This window comes from Pedobacter sp. AK017, from assembly GCF_014200825.1.
GTDB lineage: Bacteria > Bacteroidota > Bacteroidia > Sphingobacteriales > Sphingobacteriaceae > Pedobacter > Pedobacter heparinus.
The window spans coordinates 224195-242963 of sequence record NZ_JACHCW010000005.1 but is presented as its reverse complement, the minus strand read 5'-3'; the positions used below and the strand labels follow the sequence as shown (position 1 = coordinate 242963).

Here is an 18769-nt window from a genome sequence, read left to right as displayed (position 1 = left end):
AACCAATACACCAGATGTTTAAACTGACTTTTAAACAACAAGTATTAACAGGTTTTACTGTTTCCTTATTGTTTGTTCTTGTTTCTGCAATAACCTCTTATTTCAGCATTGATAAGCTGAACAGCGACACAAAATGGCAAAGCCATACTTATGATGTGATCAGCCTGCTCAAAGACGTAGAAGGCCAGGTCCTGAATTCAGAGACGGGGGTAAGAGGTTTCATCCTGGCCGGAAAGCCACAATACCTCGCCCCCTACAAAAAAAATTCGGTCAAAATCCTGCCCACCATCCAGGAACTGAAGAGCACACTGGACCAGGATACTGCACAGGAAATATTAATCGACTCGCTCGACTATTATGCCCACGAAAAAGTAGATGAAATGAAAGCTGTGCTCCAACTTTATGATGTAAAAGGAAAGGATGCTGCTGCATTTCGTGTAATGGCCGGACAAGGCCAGTTCTTTAAAAATAAAATCCTTGAACTGAGTGGAAAAATCATCAGTAAAGAAAAGCAATTGCTCCAAAAAAGGAAAGCTGACATTATCAAAAGCAGTAAACAGAGCGAGTTTGTGGTGTTGCTTAGCGCCTTTATCATATTTTGCCTCATCCTTTTTCTTTTTTCTTATATCAGGCGTACTTTTGATCAGCAAAAAGAAACCGAAAGCCAGATCAGGGATTCTAATCTTCAGCTCGAAAGGATATCGGCAGAAAATGAACAAAAAAACTGGCTGCTACTGGGCACTACAGCAATTAATGAGGCCATGCGGGGAGAACAGGAGATCGAAGAGCTGGCTTCAAATATCATTACACAGATCTGCAATTATATCCATGCGCCCATTGGTGCTTTTTTCCTGGCCAACCCTTCAAAAAAGACGCTCAGATTTGAAGGTGGTTATGCTTATCAACATACAAAAAGCATTCGGCAGGAGTATCATTTTGGGGAAGGCTTTGTAGGTCAGGTTGCCGTTGAAAAGAAGAGAAAACTACTGGAACCCGTACCTGCCGGATACATTAAGGTCAATTCAGGTTTAGGCGAAGCCCCGCCGGCCTGCATTTATCTCATGCCTATCGTTTTTGAAGATCAAACCCTGGCTGTAATTGAACTTGGATTAAATCAGCAACCCAACGATTCGATTTCGTTATTTCTTCAGGCCATTACCGAAAGTATAGGGGTAGGCGTAAACAGTGCTGTAGCACGTGTAAAATTAAGGGCTTTATTTGAGCAAACCCAGCAACAGGCAGAAGAACTGGAAAGTCAGCAGGAAGAATTGCGCACCACCAATGAAGAACTGGTCTATAAATCCGAGCAGCTTCAGGCTTCGGAAGAGGAACTGCGGGTACAACAGGAAGAATTACGCCAGACCAATTCGGAGCTCGAAGAAAAGGCCCAGCAGCTGGAAGAACGTAACATTGCTGTAAATCAGGCCAAAGAGGCCATGAGTTTAAAGGCCGAAGAGCTGGAAATCTCCAGTAAATACAAATCTGAATTCCTGGCCAATATGAGCCACGAACTCAGAACCCCTTTAAACAGCATCCTTATCCTGGCCAGGATACTAAAAGAGAACCGACCGGAAAACCTGAATGAAGACCAGATCAAATACGCTGGTGTAATTCACAATGCAGGCACCGATCTGCTTACCCTGATCAACGACATCCTGGACCTTTCCAAAATTGAATCCGGAAAACTTGATCTTTCTATCCTGCCTTTAAAACCTCTTGTCATCAAACAAGATATGGAAGCCTTATTTAACGAGCTTGCAAAAAGCAAAAAGATCAGCTTTCATACGGTTCTGGATAAAGAATTGCCAGCAACTTTACTTACCGATCAGTCTAGACTGGAACAGATCGTAAAAAACCTCCTTTCCAACGCTTTCAAATTTACACCAGAGCATGGCGAGATCACAATGACCATCAGCAAGGCCAGCGCAGGGACCCTCTTCTTCTCCCGGCAATTAAAAACCACAACTGAAGATATCATTGCCATTAGTGTAAAAGATTCAGGGATAGGTATTCCTGCCGATAAGCAAAAACTGATATTTGAGGCTTTTCAACAGGCAGACGGCTCAACCAGCAGAAAGTATGGTGGCACCGGTCTGGGCCTGTCCATCAGCAAAGAACTGGCACACATCCTTGGCGGCGAGATACAGGTAAACAGTAAACAGGGCGAAGGCAGTACTTTTACCTTATACCTTCCAAAAAACACTGCCACTGCCCCTGAAAACCAGGAAAACATATCGGAAATTGAAGAAGCGACAATTATACCTTTAGTTCCTGACCCTGTTTTAATGCCTGTAAACCGTCACAAAGATGGGCAAAAGCTGTTGATTGTAGAAGACGATCTGGTTTTTGCAGACGTACTTAATGATTATGCAATAGAAAAAGGTTTTAAACCCATACTTGCCCATAGCGGTGATGTGGCGCTGGAAATGGCCTTTTCAGAACTACCCGATGCCATTGTTCTCGATATTATGCTCCCTGTTATGGATGGATGGACCATTCTTAAAAAATTAAAAGCCGATCCAAGAACCAAACACATACCCGTACACATGATGTCGGCAGGAAATGAAAAAGCCGGCAAAGCCAAAAAAGAAGGAGCAATCGGATTTTTAAAAAAACCAATCGAAAAAGAACAGCTCGACGAAGCTTTTGATCTGCTCAGTGCCGCCCATCTAAAATATAACCTGAACAAAGTACTCCTTATTGAAGATCAGGAACTACACAGCAAATTGCTCGCCCAGCAATTAACAGAAAAAGGAGTCGATGTAAAACAGGCCTTCACCGGAAAAGAGGCCCTGGTACTGCTTGATGAACAGACATTTGACTGCATCATCCTGGATCTCAAACTACCGGACATATCGGGCTTCGACCTGCTGGACAGCATTAAGTCGCAGGAAAAACTGGTACAGGTACCCGTAATTATCAATACTGCAATGGAGCTTGATCAGGATAAAATGGCGCACATCATGCAGTATACAGAGGCAATGGTGTTAAAGTCTAACAAATCGAATGACAGGCTGATTGACGAAGTGAGCCTCTTCATGAACAAACTGAAAAAAGAAGGTCCCCCGCCCACTTCAGCCAATGGCAGGCCACCTAAAACCAAAGCTTCATCCACCATGGAAAAGGTTTTGAAAGATAAGACTATTTTAATCACTGATGATGACATGCGCAATATTTTTGCTTTATCCAGCGCACTGCAGGCCTATGACCTGAAAATTGTAATCGCCAACAACGGCAGAGAAGCCATCAGCAAATTGGAAGAAACTGAACCGATAGACCTGGTATTGATGGATATCATGATGCCGGAAATGGATGGATATGAAGCCATGAGAACCATTCGCAGTAAAAAAGAGTTTGCCAAACTGCCAATTATTGCCTTAACAGCAAAAGCAATGAAAAACGATAAAGAAAAATGTATTGAAGCAGGAGCAAATGATTATATTTCCAAACCTGTTGATATGGACAAATTACTTTCCATGCTGAGGGTATGGTTAAGTTAATATGCATAAAGAAACTGACATCATCACTTATGAGGAACTGGGTAACCTGGTCGCGCTCATCAAAAACATTCATGGATTTGACTTTGGCGATTATTCTGCAGCATCCTTAAAAAGAAGGGTAAGCAGGATTATGCAGTTGCAGCGACTTAGCCTTTTTGATCTTCGTATACTGCTAACCAACGATCAGGATTACTTTGAATCTTTTTTAATTGAGGTAACGGTGAATGTGACCGAAATGTTCAGAGACCCTGCATTTTACCAATCTGTAAGCCTTAACATCATCCCCTATCTCAAATCCTATCAGCGCATTAAAATATGGAATGCAGGTTGTTCCAGCGGTGAAGAACTTTATTCTTTTGCCATACTTTTTTCCGAAGAAAACCTATACGAGAGGTGCTTCTTCTATGGTACCGACATCAATGCTGATGTGCTGGAACATGCAAAAACAGGCATCTACGATTTACAGAAAATGAAGCAATACTCGGAAAATTTTCAAAAAACGGGAACAACAAATACCTTGTCAAACTATTATACGGCAAAATACGACGCAGCCTCCATCAACCATTCCTTAAAAAAGAATGTGCTCTTCTCTGCACATAACTTAGCCTCAGATGGTGTATTCAATGAATTTCAGCTCATCTCCTGCCGCAATGTCATGATCTACTTCAATACAGAACTTCAAAAAAAGGTAATTGAATTATTTTACAATAGTTTGGCTAATTTTGGTTTTTTATGTTTAGGTTCAAAAGAAACATTGAGGAGTACAGAGCTGGGGCGCTTTAAAATAATAGACAAAAAAAATAACATTTATCAGAAAATAGCTTAGAGGCTTAAATCATATCAAGAACAAAAACATGGAAAAAATTAACATATTAATTGTTGATGACAGACCCGAAAATATTATTGCCCTCGAAGCATTGCTGCAAAGAAATGACATCAATATCATCAGCACCACCAATCCCAATGAAGCGCTCCGCTTATCCTGGGAAATGGATATTGCCATTGCCATGATTGATGTTCAAATGCCGGAAATGGATGGATTTGAACTGGTAGAAATATTAAAAAGCAATCCCAGGACCAAAGAGATCCTGATCATATTTGTTACTGCCATATCCAAAGAAACCAAATATGCCGTTAAAGGGCTAAGCACCGGGGCGGTTGATTACCTGTATAAACCGCTCGACCCTTATGTTACAGCAGCAAAAGTGGATTCTTTTATCCAGTTTATCAGAAACCAAAGAGAAGTAAAAAAGAAGAACAAAGAGCTTGAAGCTTATCAGAAAGAACTGATCAAGGCCAAAGAACTTGCCGAAACAGGTAAAAGAATTAAGGATAATTTTTTGGCCAATATGAGCCATGAGATCCGGACCCCAATCAATGGAATCATCGGTATTGCACAGCTTTTAAAGAAGACGGAGCTGACAGATGAACAAAGGGAGATGGTTAACCTGCTTGAAATTTCGTCCAACTCATTACTGGGCGTAATCAATGATGTACTCGATCTGTCAAAAATTGAATCGGGTAAGTTCAAGATCAACCGTACTGCAACCGATATCATTAAAATATGTGAATCGGTGGTAGATTTGCTCCGGATCCCATCTATCGAAAAGAAACTCGACCTTAAGCTAGCGCTCGATTCTGAACTGCCAAAAATGATCCTGGCCGATTCCCTCCGCCTCAACCAGATCCTGATGAACCTAATCGGAAATGCCATTAAGTTTACCCACCAGGGTAGTGTAACCTTAAAGGTTGAGATACTGAACAGAAAGGGAAACAACCTTCAACTCCGGTTTTCTGTTGCAGATACCGGCATAGGGATAGCCAAAGAGAATATTGACAAAATTTTCGAAACCTTTGAACAGGCAGATGAGCAGACTACCATTAAATTTGGTGGTACAGGCCTGGGTTTATCTATAGTTAAAAATCTGGCCAAATTAAAAGGAGGTACGCTCGAAGTCATAAGTGAAGAAAATATTGGCAGTACTTTTAGTTTCAGCAACTGGTATGAAGTATTAAAAGACGCTGATGTACCCGAAAAACAACTGGAAGAAAAACTGATGCCATTTAAAAATTTAAATATTCTTGTAGCGGAAGACAATCCCATTAATAAATTCCTGATCATTAAAATCCTGCAGAACTGGGAAGTACAATTGGAAGTGGTAGAAAACGGACAGCAAGCCCTAGACAAGCTCAGGGAAAAGCATTACGACCTCATTTTAATGGATACTTTTATGCCTGTGATGAACGGGCTGGAAGCCATCCGATTGATCAGGGAAGGTTATGCTCCCGGAAAGGAAAATATTCCCATCATCACATTTTCAGCGGCAGTACTCGACACCGATAAAGAAACAGCGATAGCGGCCGGCGCCAATGATGTGATCAGCAAACCATTTGAACCGGCTGTACTGTACAAAAAAATACAGGAATATACTATTGGTTAAAGGCCGTCATCGTTTTGGCAGGGCCTACGGTTACAAAGCTTTTGATCAGTTCGGTGCTCTTATCTATCAGTCCTGGCAGTTCGGGTAACTCATCTTTATCAAAGGGTGCCAGCACATAATCTACCTGTCTGCCCTTCGGGAAATTATCACTGATGCCAAACCGCAAACGTGGATACCCTTGCCCGCCACAAAGTCCTTCTATACTTTTTAACCCATTGTGTCCTGCACTGCTGCCCTGCAATTTCAGGCGCAGCTTACCCAATGGTAAAGCAAGGTCATCTACAATAACCAGTACGTTTTCCAGCGGGATACGCAATTCCTGCATATAATAATTTACGGCCTTTCCACTCAGGTTCATATAAGTAGTGGGCTTAATCACATGCAGCTTTCTGCCTTTAAAACCAATTTCAGCATAATAAGCCAGCCGGGTATTGGTAAATGTACCTTCCTGTTGTTTCACCAGCTCGTCTGCTATCATAAAACCGATATTGTGACGTGTACAGGCATACTCGGGGCCAATATTTCCTAAACCTACAATTAAGTACTTCATCTTTAAATTATCTTTTGATCAGCCCTGTTCATTACCTGCAAAGATAATAGTTTACACTATATCAGCGTTCACCGAAATGAATCCATAAAAAAAGCAGCACCGATCGGGTGCTGCTTTTTATTTCAAGCTAAACTGATTATTTTTTGTTAGCCTCTTGTTCTGCCTGCTTCAATGCTCTTGACATACCTACAGAAACGATAGTATCTTCACCTGTATTGGTTACTGTGTATTTGCCTTTCTCAAGATCACGTACACGGAACAGGTTACCAACTTCTAATTTAGCAATACTTACTTCTACAGCCTGAGGCATATCTTTAGGGAAAGCCTTAACACGAAGTTTACGTAATTTCTGAACCAGTTTACCACCCATTTTAACACCTGGAGAAGTACCGGTCAATTTAACAGGGATTTCCATTAAGATTTCTTTATCGTCAAACAACTGAAGAAAATCTACGTGTAACAATACATCTGTTAACGGGTGAAATTGCAATTCTTTAATGATTGCCTTAATTTTACTGCCATTGATGGCAATTTCTACAAAATTCGCTTCCGGAGTGTAAATAGCATCCCTTAAATCTGCGATTACTACAGCAAAGTGCACTTGCTCTTTGCCACCATACAATACTGCGGGAACTTTACCTTCGTAGCGAAGCTCTTTAGCATCGCGTTTCCCTACGTTCTCTCTTGGAGAACCGCTAATTGCGATTGTTTTCATCTTTTTTATTTGCTTTAATTGTCTGAAGCTTTATTGCTTCATTTATATATAATTATTAATATTAAACATTAAACAGGTCGCTGATAGACCCGTGCTCATTTACATTGGCAATTGCCTTTGCAAACAAAGGTGCTGTACTCAAAACCCTTATTTTAGGGCTCTGTTGTTTCAATGGAATAGTATCTGTTACAATCAGCTCGGTCAGCATAGAATGCTCTATTGTTTCATACGCTTTACCAGACAATACCGGGTGTGTACAAACCGCTCTTACACTGTTGGCCCCTTTTTCCATAATTAAAGCTGCAGCCTTGGCCAAAGTACCGGCAGTATCGCATATATCATCAATCAGCACTACATCCAGACCGGCAACATCACCAATGATAGACATCGATTCTATTTCATTGGCACGTTTACGCCTTTTATCACAAATTACCACTTCTGCATTAAAGAATTTTGCAAAAGTACGTGCCCTGTAAGAGCCCCCCATATCTGGTGAAGCAATGGTCAGGTTTTCCAGTCCCAAACTTTTTATATAAGGTACAAATATGACAGAACCGTCCAGGTGATCTACCGGAATATCAAAAAATCCCTGTATCTGGGCAGCATGAAGATCCATCGTCATGATCCTGTGTATTCCTGCCGATTTTAATAAATTAGCCACCAGCTTGGCCCCGATTGCAACCCTTGGTTTATCTTTTCTGTCCTGTCTTGCCAAACCATAATAAGGAACAACCGCAGTAATGTAATGTGCTGATGCCCGCTTTGCAGCATCAACCATTAACAAAAGCTCCATCAAATTGTCATTAGGCTGATAAGTAGAATTGATTAAAAAAACATCACAACCACGCACCGTTTCATCGTAAGAAGGCTGAAACTCACCATCGCTAAACTTGTTCAGGGTTACAACGCCTAATGGCTTGCCGTAATGTTCGGCAATTTTTATTGCTAATTCTTTAGTACCGGTACCGGCAAAAAGCTTAACTGGATTAAATTGCAATGGCATGATTAAAGGTATATCAATGCTGGTTAAAAAAAATCGGATTGTGAATAAAACCCACAATCCGAATATTGTTAGTTGTCCGACCTGGATTCGAACCAAGACAAACGGTACCAAAAACCGTTGTACTACCCTTATACTATCGGACAATCTTCCATTTTAAAAGGCTTCCTTTGAAATGGAATGCAAATCTACGCAGATTTTTCGTTTTTGCAAGCGCCATCGGAAAAAAAATAAAATATTTTTAAGCTTTTTATTCCGGCGTAAAATAAAGTCTTTAAAATGAGCAATTTGATTGCAGCAAAAAACATCGTTAATCTATATACGAATAAGACACCTTTATAAAATTGTCTTGCTTTTCTCTTGCTTTCCTCTTGCTATTGTCTTGCTATCCTCTTGCTCGGGCAAGACAAAAGCCGGATTACAGCAATATTATTCCATTTTGTTATCATGTTTGGATCATAGCTCAAGAAAGCCAGGCACGCGGCTTCCATTCGGCTATCTGCACAGACAGCATACACCAGATTAAGGTTTGATTCGGGATTGCGTGCAGGTGGCTTCGGAAAAAGGTACCCGTTTTCCGAACAAAGCCCAACCAAATCCATTTTCAAACCTTATCCAGCCCAAGCCAAACAGCAAGTTTTTGTAACAATAAGTTATACATGGCTATTAAAAATGTTAAACTAAGCTTAAATTGTGCTATTCTCAATCTTATTCTTTATTTTCGGCTGCATTTTAATCGCCTCAACAGAACATTAACTATTCAATAAAGAAATGAATTACTCAAAAATCAATAATCTTACCGGCTGGTTTTGCTTCCTTGTAGCCGCTGTAACTTATATTTTAACATTAGAGCCTTCCGTTAGTTTTTGGGATTGTGGCGAATTCATTGCTTCGGCCTTTAAAATGCAGGTTGTTCATCAGCCCGGTGCCCCATTGTTTTTAATGATCCAAAGGTTCTTTTCTTTGTTTGCATTGGGCGATGTTCAGAAAGTAGCTTATTTTATGAACGTAGGTTCTGCCATAGCCAGTGCTGCCACCATCCTGTTTTTATGCTGGACCATCACTGCCCTGGCAAAAAAACTGCTGGTTAAAGAAAATGAAGAGATCAGCAGATCTACAATGATCTCTATCATGGGTGCAGGAATCGTAGGTGCATTGGCTTATACTTTTTCTGACAGTTTCTGGTTTTCTGCTGTTGAATCTGAAGTGTATGCCTTGTCGTCCTTATTTACAGCTATAGTTTTCTGGGCCATTTTAAAATGGGAAGCCCATGCCAATGAAAAAGGTGCCGACAAATGGTTGTTGTTTATTGCCTATATCATGGGGCTTTCCATTGGTATTCACTTGTTAAACTTACTAACCATCCCTGCCATTGCTTTTGTCTATTATTTCAAAAAGACATCAAAAACAACTACCAGCGGTATCATTAAAACCGGAATTATAGGAATACTTATACTTGCTGTTATCCAATACGGAATTATACAATACCTGGTTTCATTTGGCGCCTATTTCGATCTTTTCTTTGTAAACACATTGGGAATGGGCTTTGGTACCGGGGTAATGTGCTTTGCCATCCTGCTAATCGGCGGCCTGGTATGGGGCATCCGTTATTCTGTCAAACACCAGAAAAGGGTGCTGAATATCGCCTTACTTTCCACAGTTCTGATCATATTTGGGTATTGCTCTTTTGCCATGATCATCATTCGGGCCAAAGCTGATCCAAACCTGAACAACAGTGATCCGGATAATGCTTTTTCATTCCTGAGCTATTTAAACCGGGAGCAATATGGCGACAGGCCCCTGTTGTTTGGCCCTAACTATAATTCTCAGAAGGTTAACCTTACACAAGGCAAAACTTTATATAGAAAAGGTGCCGAGAAGTATGAAGCAGCGGGCAGAAAAACAGATTATGAGTACGATAGAACTACGCCTTTTCCGAGGATGTATAGTGATGACCAGCGGCATATAGGTTATTATAAAGACATGATGGGCTTTAGTGATGATCATTTCCCTAATCTGTTTGACAATATTGGATTCCTGTTCAAGTACCAGATAGGTCAGATGTACATGCGGTATTTTATGTGGAATTTTGTAGGCAGACAAAATGACGATCAGGGACAGGGCAGCCTGTATGAAGGACAATGGTTAAGCGGCATAAAACCTATTGATGCTTTAATGCTGGGCAATCAGAAAAACCTGCCCCCTTCTATAACTGACAGTAATGCTTATAACCGCTTCTTCTTTTTACCATTAATACTGGGGCTATTGGGTGCCATATGGCATTTTAAACGCAACCAGAAAGATGCCGGAATAGTAGCCCTCCTGTTCTTCTTTACAGGACTGGCCATTGTACTTTACCTTAACCAAAAACCAATGGAACCGAGAGAAAGGGACTATGCTTATGCAGGCTCTTTTTACGCCTTTGCCATTTGGGTAGGTTTGGGTGTACTGGCCATCAGGGAATGGTTGTTCAAAAAATTAAGCCCTGCAACCGGGGCTGTTCTGGCAACCGTAGCGGGTTTATTTGCAGCACCCGTGATCATGGCGGCCCAGGGATGGGATGATCATGACCGTTCAACCAAAATGGTAGCTCATGACATTGCAGTCGATTATCTGCAGTCGTGTGCCCCAAATGCAATTCTTTTCACTTATGGCGACAATGATACCTATCCTTTATGGTATGCCCAGGAGGTAGAAAATATACGCCCGGATATCCGCCTGGTAAACTTAAGTTTATTTGATACCGACTGGTACATCAATGGTATGCGGCACAAACAAAATGAGTCGGCTCCTTTACCTATATCCATGAAGCCTGAGCAATATGTGCAGGGCGTAAGAGATGTGATGTATTATCAGGATTACAAAGTTGCCGGCCCTGTAGAATTAAGTAATATCCTTGCCATCCTTTTATCAGATGATCCGGAAGATAAATTACCACTGCAGGATGGCAGCAAGGAAAACTTCATCCCTACCAAAAACTTCAAACTTACTGTAAACCGTGCTGACGTACTTAAAAATGGCGTGGTAAGTGCTACCGACTCCAGTAAAATTGCACCGGCACTGGAATGGACCTTTAACAAAAACTATGTAACCAAAGGTACACTGGCCATGATTGATATTTTGGTGCATAATGACTGGAAAAGGCCTGTTTACTTTGCCAGCACGGTGCCTTCAGACCAATACAATGGCCTGGACCAGTATTTATATAATGAAGGTCTTGCCCTGCGCCTGCTTCCTTTAAAACCTGATACAGCGGCAAACAGATCAGAACTGATCAATACCCCTGTACTTTATAAAAATGTAATGGACAAATTTGTTTGGGGCAATGTAAAAAATGCAAAATATCTTGATCCACAATCTTCTGATGACATCTCGATCTTTACCAATGTATTCAACAATACCATTACCGGTTTAATTAAAGAAGGTAAAACAGCAGATGCAAAGAAAGTTGTAAACCGTTATTTTGAAGTAATGCCGGAAAGATTTTATGGCATGCGTTCTATGATGGGCACTTATTTTATGGCTGAAAACCTTTACCTGCTTAACGAAGCACCAAGGGCAAATGCATTAATTGAAAAATCGGCCGCTTATATCCAGAAAGAACTGACCTATCTGGCCGATGTTTCTGAAAGCAAGCGGAGGTTTATAGGCAATCAGAATGTTCAGCTCGGGTTATCCTTCCTGAACCAGATGGCCAGAACTACTGCCCAGTATAAGCAGACAAAACTGAGTGAAAGCTTAACCCGTCAGTTTGAAGGAATGGAAGCCAGGTTCTCAATGTATTTCTCGCAGGGACAATAGTAAGAAAGCTCCTATACTGTTCTCCGGCTGCATAATTGCGCCGAAGGGGCGCAAAGACGCCAGGCCGGTTCACAGCATACTCGCTTTCTGCTCACCATAAAAACAAAGTGCAGTGCTTTCTATATGACTGCACTTTGTTTTTATAATGACACGTAATAAAACGAAAGCGGCCTGTAGTATACAACTACAGGCCGCTTTCGTTTATATTTTCTCTGTCCTTATCCATTATTTTCTACCATCATAGTTCGGTAAAAGCAATTAAATTTTGTGCCATGCTATTGTTCGGTAGAAGCGAGTATGCTGTGAACCGGCCTGGCGTCTTTTGGCTCCCTTCAGAGCCAAATTATGCAGCCGGAGAACAGTATAGGAGCTTATTACTCATTAACAACTCCCATTGCACAGAATTTATCAATCCTGGCAGTGATCATCTTTTCTGTTTTCTCTTTCTTTAATACTTTCAGATCATCCAGGATCTGTTGCTTTAAAGTTTGTGCCATCAGTTCAGGATTTTGATGTGCACCGCCCAGTGGCTCTTTAATAATTCCGTCGATCAGTTTATTTTTAAACATATCTTCAGATGTCAGTTTCAGGCATTCAGCAGCGCGTTCCTTATAATCCCAGCTTCTCCAAAGGATAGATGAGCAGGATTCTGGAGAGATGACCGAATACCAGGTATGTTCAAGCATGTACACCCTGTCGCCAATACCAATACCCAAGGCCCCACCAGAAGCACCTTCACCTACTACAAAGCACAAAATAGGCACTTTTAGTACCGACATTTCCAGCAAGTTGCGGGCAATGGCCTCTCCTTGTCCGCGTTCTTCTGCCTCAAGGCCCGGATAGGCTCCCATGGTATCAATAAAAGAGATCACAGGCTTATTGAACTTTTCGGCAAGGCGCATCAGCCGAAGTGCTTTTCTATAACCTTCCGGATTGGCCATACCAAAATTCCGGTATTGCCGCTCTTTAGTGTTTTTACCTTTCTGGTGCCCAATGATCATTACGGTCTGGCCATCTATAGTTGCAAAACCACCAATAATAGCCTTGTCATCTTTAACGGTCCTGTCGCCATGCATCTCAATAAAATCATCACAGATCATACTGACATAATCAAGGGTCTGCGGTCTTTCAGGATGACGGGACATTTGAACTTTTTGCCACCCCGTAAGGTTGCTATATAGTGTTTGCTGGGTCTTGTCCAGCTTTTCTTCAAGTTCAGTTAAGGTAGCAGACATATCTACTTTGGTTTTATCGGCAACTTGTTTAACCTTTTCAATTTGCTGTTCCAGCTCAGCAATAGGCTTTTCAAAATCAAATGATGTTTTTATCTGTTCCATAATCGGGCTGTAAAAATAGACATTTTATTTTAAAAAACAGTTTTGACCATACAGCATTAATTTAAGTTAAATATAAATGAATCCACAGGAGTTTTACACACAAATTGAAAATCCATATGATGAAAACCAGGCAAGCTGTATTTTCGTAACTAAATAATAACAAGGACGATCTTAAATATAACATGGCATTACCCTGATATATATATTATTATGGTACATTAGCCAAATACAAATAAAGATGAGGTCGTCAACCCAGGGGGGATAAAAGAATTTATGGGAAAAAAGATTAAGTTCACGAATGTTGAGCAATCAACATTTTATGTGACTGTGCGGAAAAGGGTAGATGCTTATTTTACTGAAAATGATATTTCGATACATGCCAACGGGGCCATGTGGTTCAAAACCATCTTTTTTCTGACGGGACTGCTTAGCATTTATTTACTGATATTGCTGGGTGGTTTTAACGCCACAATCAGCCTCCTGTTGTGTGTACTGCTTGGTATGTTTGGAGCCTTTGTGGGGTTTAATGTTTGTCATGATGCCATTCACAAAGCCTACTCCTCCAATGCCACAATAAACAAACTGTTCAGTTTTATTTTTAATTTAATTGGCGCAAGCCCCTATGTATGGAATATATGCCATAACATTGTTCACCATACCTACACCAATATTGCAGGGCATGATGAGGATATCGATGTTGCACCCGGGCTTATCCGCTTTTCGGAAGCTGAAACAGTAAGCAAAGTGCAATCGTATCAGCATTATTATGCATTTGTGTTGTACAGCTTCGCCATGCTTTCATGGGTATTCAGAAAAGATTACAAGAAGTTTTTTCAGAAAAAAATTGGCGAGCATGTACATAACCATCCAAAAATTGAATATTTCAACCTTTTCTTTTATAAAGCCATTTATTACTTCCTGTTTATCGTACTGCCATTACTGGTCATGAACATTAGCTGGTGGCAGTTTGTGATTGGTTTTCTGGTGATGCAGTTTGCTCAGGGACTGGTATTGGGCCTGGTTTTTCAGCTGGCACACGTGGTTGAAGGCACCAGCTTTCCTTTCCCAAATGACGAAGGCAATATTGAAGAAGCCTGGGCTGTGCACCAAATGCGGACAACTGCAAATTTTGCCGTAGAATGTAAGCTAACAGGCTTTTTATGCGGGGGCTTAAACAGACAGGTTGAGCATCACCTGTTTCCTAAAATATGTCACATTCACTACCCTGCCATCGGGGCTATCGTAAAGCAGACCGCTGCAGAGTTTAACCTGGACTATATAGAAAGTTCTTCGTTTGGAACTGCGCTGATATCACATTACAAAACCCTGAAAAGACTGGGCAGGGAAACCTACCTGGAAACACCCTATATCAACAGGCAGATACCCGTGCTATTGGTTGTTGAAAAATAATGAACGGCGGCTATTTTAAATAACCACCGTTTTTGAGCACCTCTGCCCAAACCTGATAGCCTTCGGGCTTCAGGTGCAATCCATCGTGTGTCAGATTTGCTTTTAAATGATTTTCTCCATCAATAAAATGTGTATACAGGTCTATAACCGTTACCTTTTTATCAGCCAGCTTTCTGATTTCTGAGTTTAACCATAAAATGTGCTCGTCTTTGCCATAGTGGTTTTTAAACTTATTGAACGATGCATTAACCGGAAGTAGGGTATAAAAATAGATTTTGGTCTTTTTAGAGCCTGTTTTGATTCTGCTGATGATGTTTTTATAATTTCTGAGGATCAGGCTATCCGGGATATTTCTGGATATATCGTTGATCCCGATCAGTACAAAGACCTTTGCAGGTTTACCGGATATGACCTGGTCCAGCCGTTCTAAAACACCAAAAGTGATGTCTCCGGATATGCCTCTGTTCTTTGCATTGGGAAGGTCAAGTAATTTTGCCCAGTTGGTACCTGCAGTAATGCTGTTCCCAAGAAAAACAAAATCCTTTTTGGTGATGCCTTCCTTCTTAAATTCTTCAATTTTCTTTAAAAAGGAACCCGGACGTGCAGTAGTGTCGTATTTAACCTCCTGGGCACTTAACTGGCTGCAGGTAAATGCAAAAATCAGGGCAATTACAATTTTGTTGAATGCTTGTTTCATCGGTTTATATTTTTTTAAGAAAAAAATTAGTAATTTCATTTTGTTTCCAGGTTTCTCTTTTCTCTGTTCCAGGTTAGCGCGGTAAAGAAGATCGAGAGGATACAGGCGGCTACAATCACTTCAAAGCCCCCATCCCAGCCCCATTTGTCTACTACCATACCTATCGCAATATTGGCAAACAAGGCACCCCCCATGTAACCGAACAAACCGGTTAAACCTGCTGCAGTACCTGCAGCCTTTTTTGGTACCAGATCAAGAGCTTGTACACCAATGAGCATTACGGGGCCGTATATTAAGAAACCAATGGCTATAAGGGCTGCATTATCAACCCAGATATTTCCTGGTGGATTTTTCCAGTACACCAATACGGCAACCAATACCAGCACCATATAAATAATTGTTGCGGGGGCCCTACGGCCTTTAAACACTTTATCGCTGATGAACCCGCATAACAATGTTCCAGGTATCCCGGCATATTCATACAGAAAATATGCCCAACCTGATTCTTTTAAAGAAAAACCTTTTGCTTCTTCAAGAAAAGTAGGCGACCAGTCTAAAATCCCATACCGTACCAGGTACACAAAAGCGTTGGCAAAAGCAATATACCATAACATTCTATTGTTAAATACATATTTAAAGAAGATCTCTTTTGCTGTAAATTCTTTTTCCTGCTCTGCTGAATAGTTTTTTGGATAATCGTTTTTATAGGCTTCAATGGGTGGCAATCCGCAGGATTGAGGGGTATCCCTAACCAGAACATAAGCAATGAGTGCAAAAATAAGGGCAATTAACCCGGGAAAATAAAACTTACTGTGCCAGTCGGTAAAAATTTCAATAGCCAAAATAGCGATCGGCCCAACCAGTCCGCCGCCCACATTATGGGCTACATTCCAGATGGACATCATCGTTCCCCGTTCTTTTATAGAATACCAGTGTACCACTACCCTACCACATGGTGGCCAGCCCATTCCCTGAAACCAACCGTTAATAAAGAGCAGTGTGAACATAACGGCAATGGATGAAGTAGCAAAAGGGAATACCCCCATAAAGATCATGGTGAAAGCCGAAAGCACCAGTCCCGCAGTTAAAAAGTTACGGGCATTGCTGCGGTCAGACACATTGCCCATTAAGAACTTACTGAGCCCGTAAGCAATAGATACACCGGAAAGGGCAAAGCCCAGCTGGGCTTTGCTATAACCCTGGTCTATAAGATCAGGCATGGCCAGTGAAAAGTTTTTACGTACCAGGTAATAGCCTGCATAGCCCAGAAATATACCAAGAAACACTTTAATACGCTGTTTCTTATACTCAGGGTCTATCCTGTTTAAGGGCAGCAGCTCTTTATGTGCTGCAGGCTGAAATAATTTAATACTCATTTGGTTAGGTTAGTGCTTGTTGAATTTGTATTGCTTTTTGAGGCGCTGGATTTAATTGACCAGTAGGTTAGGGTAATCGGAAATGATGCCATCTACCTTTAGCTGTTTTAAATTGTCGATATCCGCTTTGGTATTGGGTGTCCAGGGAATAACTTTAACATTCCGGTCGTGACATTGCTTAACCAGCTCCTCATTTACCATTTTAAAGGCCGGGCTCAAAATGAATGGATTAAAACCAAGGTCGGCCAGGTTTTCGGCTACTGTATTTTTGTTGTCCACCAGAAAGGATGTTCTTACTTCGGGATATTTTTTATGCAGGATCTGCAGGGTCCTTTTGTCGAACGACTGGATCACTACATAAGGGGTAATACCTTTTTTCTGTATCACATCCATCAGCAGTTTTACAAATTGCTCTGGCCCTGGGTTTACAATGCCATCACCTTTTGCGCTACATTTGGTTTCTATGTTGTAGAATAGCTGCCTTTTTCCTTTAGAGTAAGTTTGTACCTCATCAATCAGATCGGCCAGCAAAGGTATATTCGTTTTTATCTTTTTCTGTTCAGGAAAAGCTGCCAGAAATTTGCTGCCCAGATCAAACTGTTTCAGCAAATTGTAGTCCATCTGATAGATAGGGTATTTTTTAGCATCAGCTTTAGGGATTTCCTTACCCTCAGGTGTAAGCATAAAGGACGGGCTCAGGTAATCGTCGTGTGTAACTACCACCTGGCCATCTTTGGTGATATGGGTATCCATTTCGAGGGTAGTTACCCCAATATCGATGGCATTGCGCATCGCTATAATGGTATTTTCGGGCATCAGCCCCCTGCCCCCCCTATGGGCTTCGGTGCTGAAAGCCGGGAATTCTGCTTTGGTAGTTGATTTGGTGTTTTGCATGGTTTTACATCCCGCTAGGCTTAACAGCGTCAGGCTGGTTACACAGATTATCTTTTTCATTAATTACAGTTTTTTATATCATCATTTGCGGGATAACTAAAATCATTTTTAAGGTCCCATCTTGCTTTGTACATTTTTAAGCCATCCATTTGAAAAATGGTTTTACCGTTCAGGTCCTGGACCTTATCGTTATACCATTGCCGATCCGTATCTATTCCCTGAAGGGTAATTGCCGGATAGCCTTTGGGGCCGGAACCCACACTTTTAATCCGCGGCAGGGCCGATGATTCTTTTATATTCCGGGTTTTAAGGTCAACTTTCCAGGCTTTGGTACTGGTAGACAGCCATAAAGCATCTTCTCCAAATACGGGGAACAGGTCGTGGCAACCGCCAGCGGGTAAATTTATGCTTTCTTTTACGGTAAGACCGGGAGCATTACAGTTGAAGTTATAAGTATAGGCTACAAGTTTATCTTTATTTGCCGACCAAAGTATCTGTCGTTGTTTGTCCCATACTACATTATGGGCATCATCCAGTACAATTGTTTTTTTATAAATATTATCGGGGAAGCTGTTCAGGTTTACATGGATGAGGGTAAGCAGTTTTCCTGTACTTGAAGCAGTAACAATATTTCCATCCGGAAGGATCTCGGCAGAGTGTGTGTTTCCACCTACATAACAATAAAATACGGTTGCCTTATCAGAAATCCTAACCAGGGCTACACCGCCACCAGAAGCGGTAATGAGCATATATTTTCCGCTGTACACCAGTTTCCCTTCGCTGATGTTGCTAAACCAGGCCACATCTTTTGCCGGAATGCCTGTAGCGGCCTTCCATTCCCAAACGATGGCCTGCGTTTTGAGGTCTACCTTGGCTATCCGGTTTTGCGACTGATCGGTAATGATCAGGTTGGTATTTTTATAATCAACGGATGGCGCTGAATGATCAGGTACAGATACCGCTTTCTTTGAAGAGCATGCAATTATCCAAAAGGACAACACACAAAGTAAGGTTACGATTTTTTTCATTGATTCAGGTTGTTAGTTGA

General features: G+C 41.3%; 13 protein-coding genes. 5 read left to right on the top strand and 8 right to left on the bottom strand.

Going from position 1 to position 18769, the window contains the following annotated elements:
- Positions 1-14 precede the first annotated feature (14 nt).
- Genes HDC92_RS09095 through HDC92_RS09085 form a run of 3 tightly spaced genes read left to right on the top strand, consistent with a single transcriptional unit; the run spans position 15 to position 5941 of the window.
- Positions 15-3500 carry a response regulator gene (locus HDC92_RS09095; RefSeq protein WP_183873972.1) on the top strand — a complete coding sequence of 1162 codons (3486 nt, stop codon included), beginning with the start codon at positions 15-17 and terminating at the stop codon, positions 3498-3500.
- Position 3501: 1 nt separating this feature from the next.
- Positions 3502-4326, top strand: a complete 825-nt coding sequence (locus HDC92_RS09090) for a CheR family methyltransferase (protein WP_183873970.1) — start codon at positions 3502-3504, stop codon at positions 4324-4326.
- A 28-nt stretch (positions 4327-4354) separates the two neighbouring features.
- Positions 4355-5941: a response regulator gene (locus HDC92_RS09085; RefSeq protein ID WP_012780760.1), complete on the top strand. Its 1587-nt coding sequence runs from the start codon at positions 4355-4357 to the stop codon at positions 5939-5941.
- Here HDC92_RS09085 and pth read toward each other — a convergent pair.
- The 3 genes from pth to HDC92_RS09070 all read right to left on the bottom strand — a co-directional run bounded on the left by pth (position 5931) and on the right by HDC92_RS09070 (position 8209).
- A complete protein-coding gene (pth, locus tag HDC92_RS09080) occupies positions 5931-6491 on the bottom strand; it encodes an aminoacyl-tRNA hydrolase (protein WP_012780759.1) in 561 nt (186 codons plus the stop codon). The genes HDC92_RS09085 and pth overlap by 11 nt on opposite strands.
- A gap of 136 nt (positions 6492-6627) precedes the next feature.
- Positions 6628-7206 carry a 50S ribosomal protein L25/general stress protein Ctc gene (locus tag HDC92_RS09075; protein ID WP_183873968.1) on the bottom strand — a complete coding sequence of 193 codons (579 nt, stop codon included), beginning with the start codon at positions 7204-7206 and terminating at the stop codon, positions 6628-6630.
- A gap of 61 nt (positions 7207-7267) precedes the next feature.
- Positions 7268-8209 (bottom strand): ribose-phosphate pyrophosphokinase, encoded by a 942-nt coding sequence (locus tag HDC92_RS09070; protein ID WP_012780757.1) that lies wholly within the window; start codon positions 8207-8209, stop codon positions 7268-7270.
- Positions 8210-8977: 768 nt separating this feature from the next.
- On the opposite strand from HDC92_RS09070, the gene HDC92_RS09065 reads away from it, so the two are divergent.
- Positions 8978-12007, top strand: coding sequence for a DUF2723 domain-containing protein (locus tag HDC92_RS09065; RefSeq protein WP_183873966.1), 3030 nt, complete (start codon positions 8978-8980; stop codon positions 12005-12007).
- A 374-nt stretch (positions 12008-12381) separates the two neighbouring features.
- Here the strand turns inward: HDC92_RS09065 and HDC92_RS09060 are convergent, their stop codons facing one another.
- Positions 12382-13344, bottom strand: a complete 963-nt coding sequence (locus tag HDC92_RS09060; protein WP_012780755.1) for an acetyl-CoA carboxylase carboxyltransferase subunit alpha — start codon at positions 13342-13344, stop codon at positions 12382-12384.
- A 273-nt stretch (positions 13345-13617) separates the two neighbouring features.
- On the opposite strand from HDC92_RS09060, the gene HDC92_RS09055 reads away from it, so the two are divergent.
- Positions 13618-14754, top strand: coding sequence for a fatty acid desaturase family protein (locus HDC92_RS09055; protein WP_183873964.1), 1137 nt, complete (start codon positions 13618-13620; stop codon positions 14752-14754).
- Positions 14755-14764: 10 nt separating this feature from the next.
- On the opposite strand, the gene HDC92_RS09050 is transcribed toward HDC92_RS09055, so the two are convergent.
- The 4 genes from HDC92_RS09050 to HDC92_RS09035 are packed head-to-tail and all read right to left on the bottom strand — an operon-like array spanning position 14765 to position 18749.
- Positions 14765-15451 carry a GDSL-type esterase/lipase family protein gene (locus HDC92_RS09050; RefSeq protein ID WP_183873962.1) on the bottom strand — a complete coding sequence of 229 codons (687 nt, stop codon included), beginning with the start codon at positions 15449-15451 and terminating at the stop codon, positions 14765-14767.
- Between the two features lie 35 nt (positions 15452-15486).
- Positions 15487-16827: a glycerol-3-phosphate transporter gene (gene glpT, locus HDC92_RS09045; protein ID WP_183873960.1), complete on the bottom strand. Its 1341-nt coding sequence runs from the start codon at positions 16825-16827 to the stop codon at positions 15487-15489.
- 51 nt (positions 16828-16878) lie between these two features.
- Positions 16879-17781 (bottom strand): glycerophosphodiester phosphodiesterase family protein, encoded by a 903-nt coding sequence (locus HDC92_RS09040; RefSeq protein ID WP_183873959.1) that lies wholly within the window; start codon positions 17779-17781, stop codon positions 16879-16881.
- On the bottom strand, positions 17781-18749 hold the full coding sequence (locus tag HDC92_RS09035) for a DUF6528 family protein (protein WP_183873957.1): 969 nt from the start codon (positions 18747-18749) through the stop codon (positions 17781-17783). Before HDC92_RS09035 ends, HDC92_RS09040 begins: the two co-directional genes overlap by 1 nt.
- Positions 18750-18769: the final 20 nt, after the last annotated feature.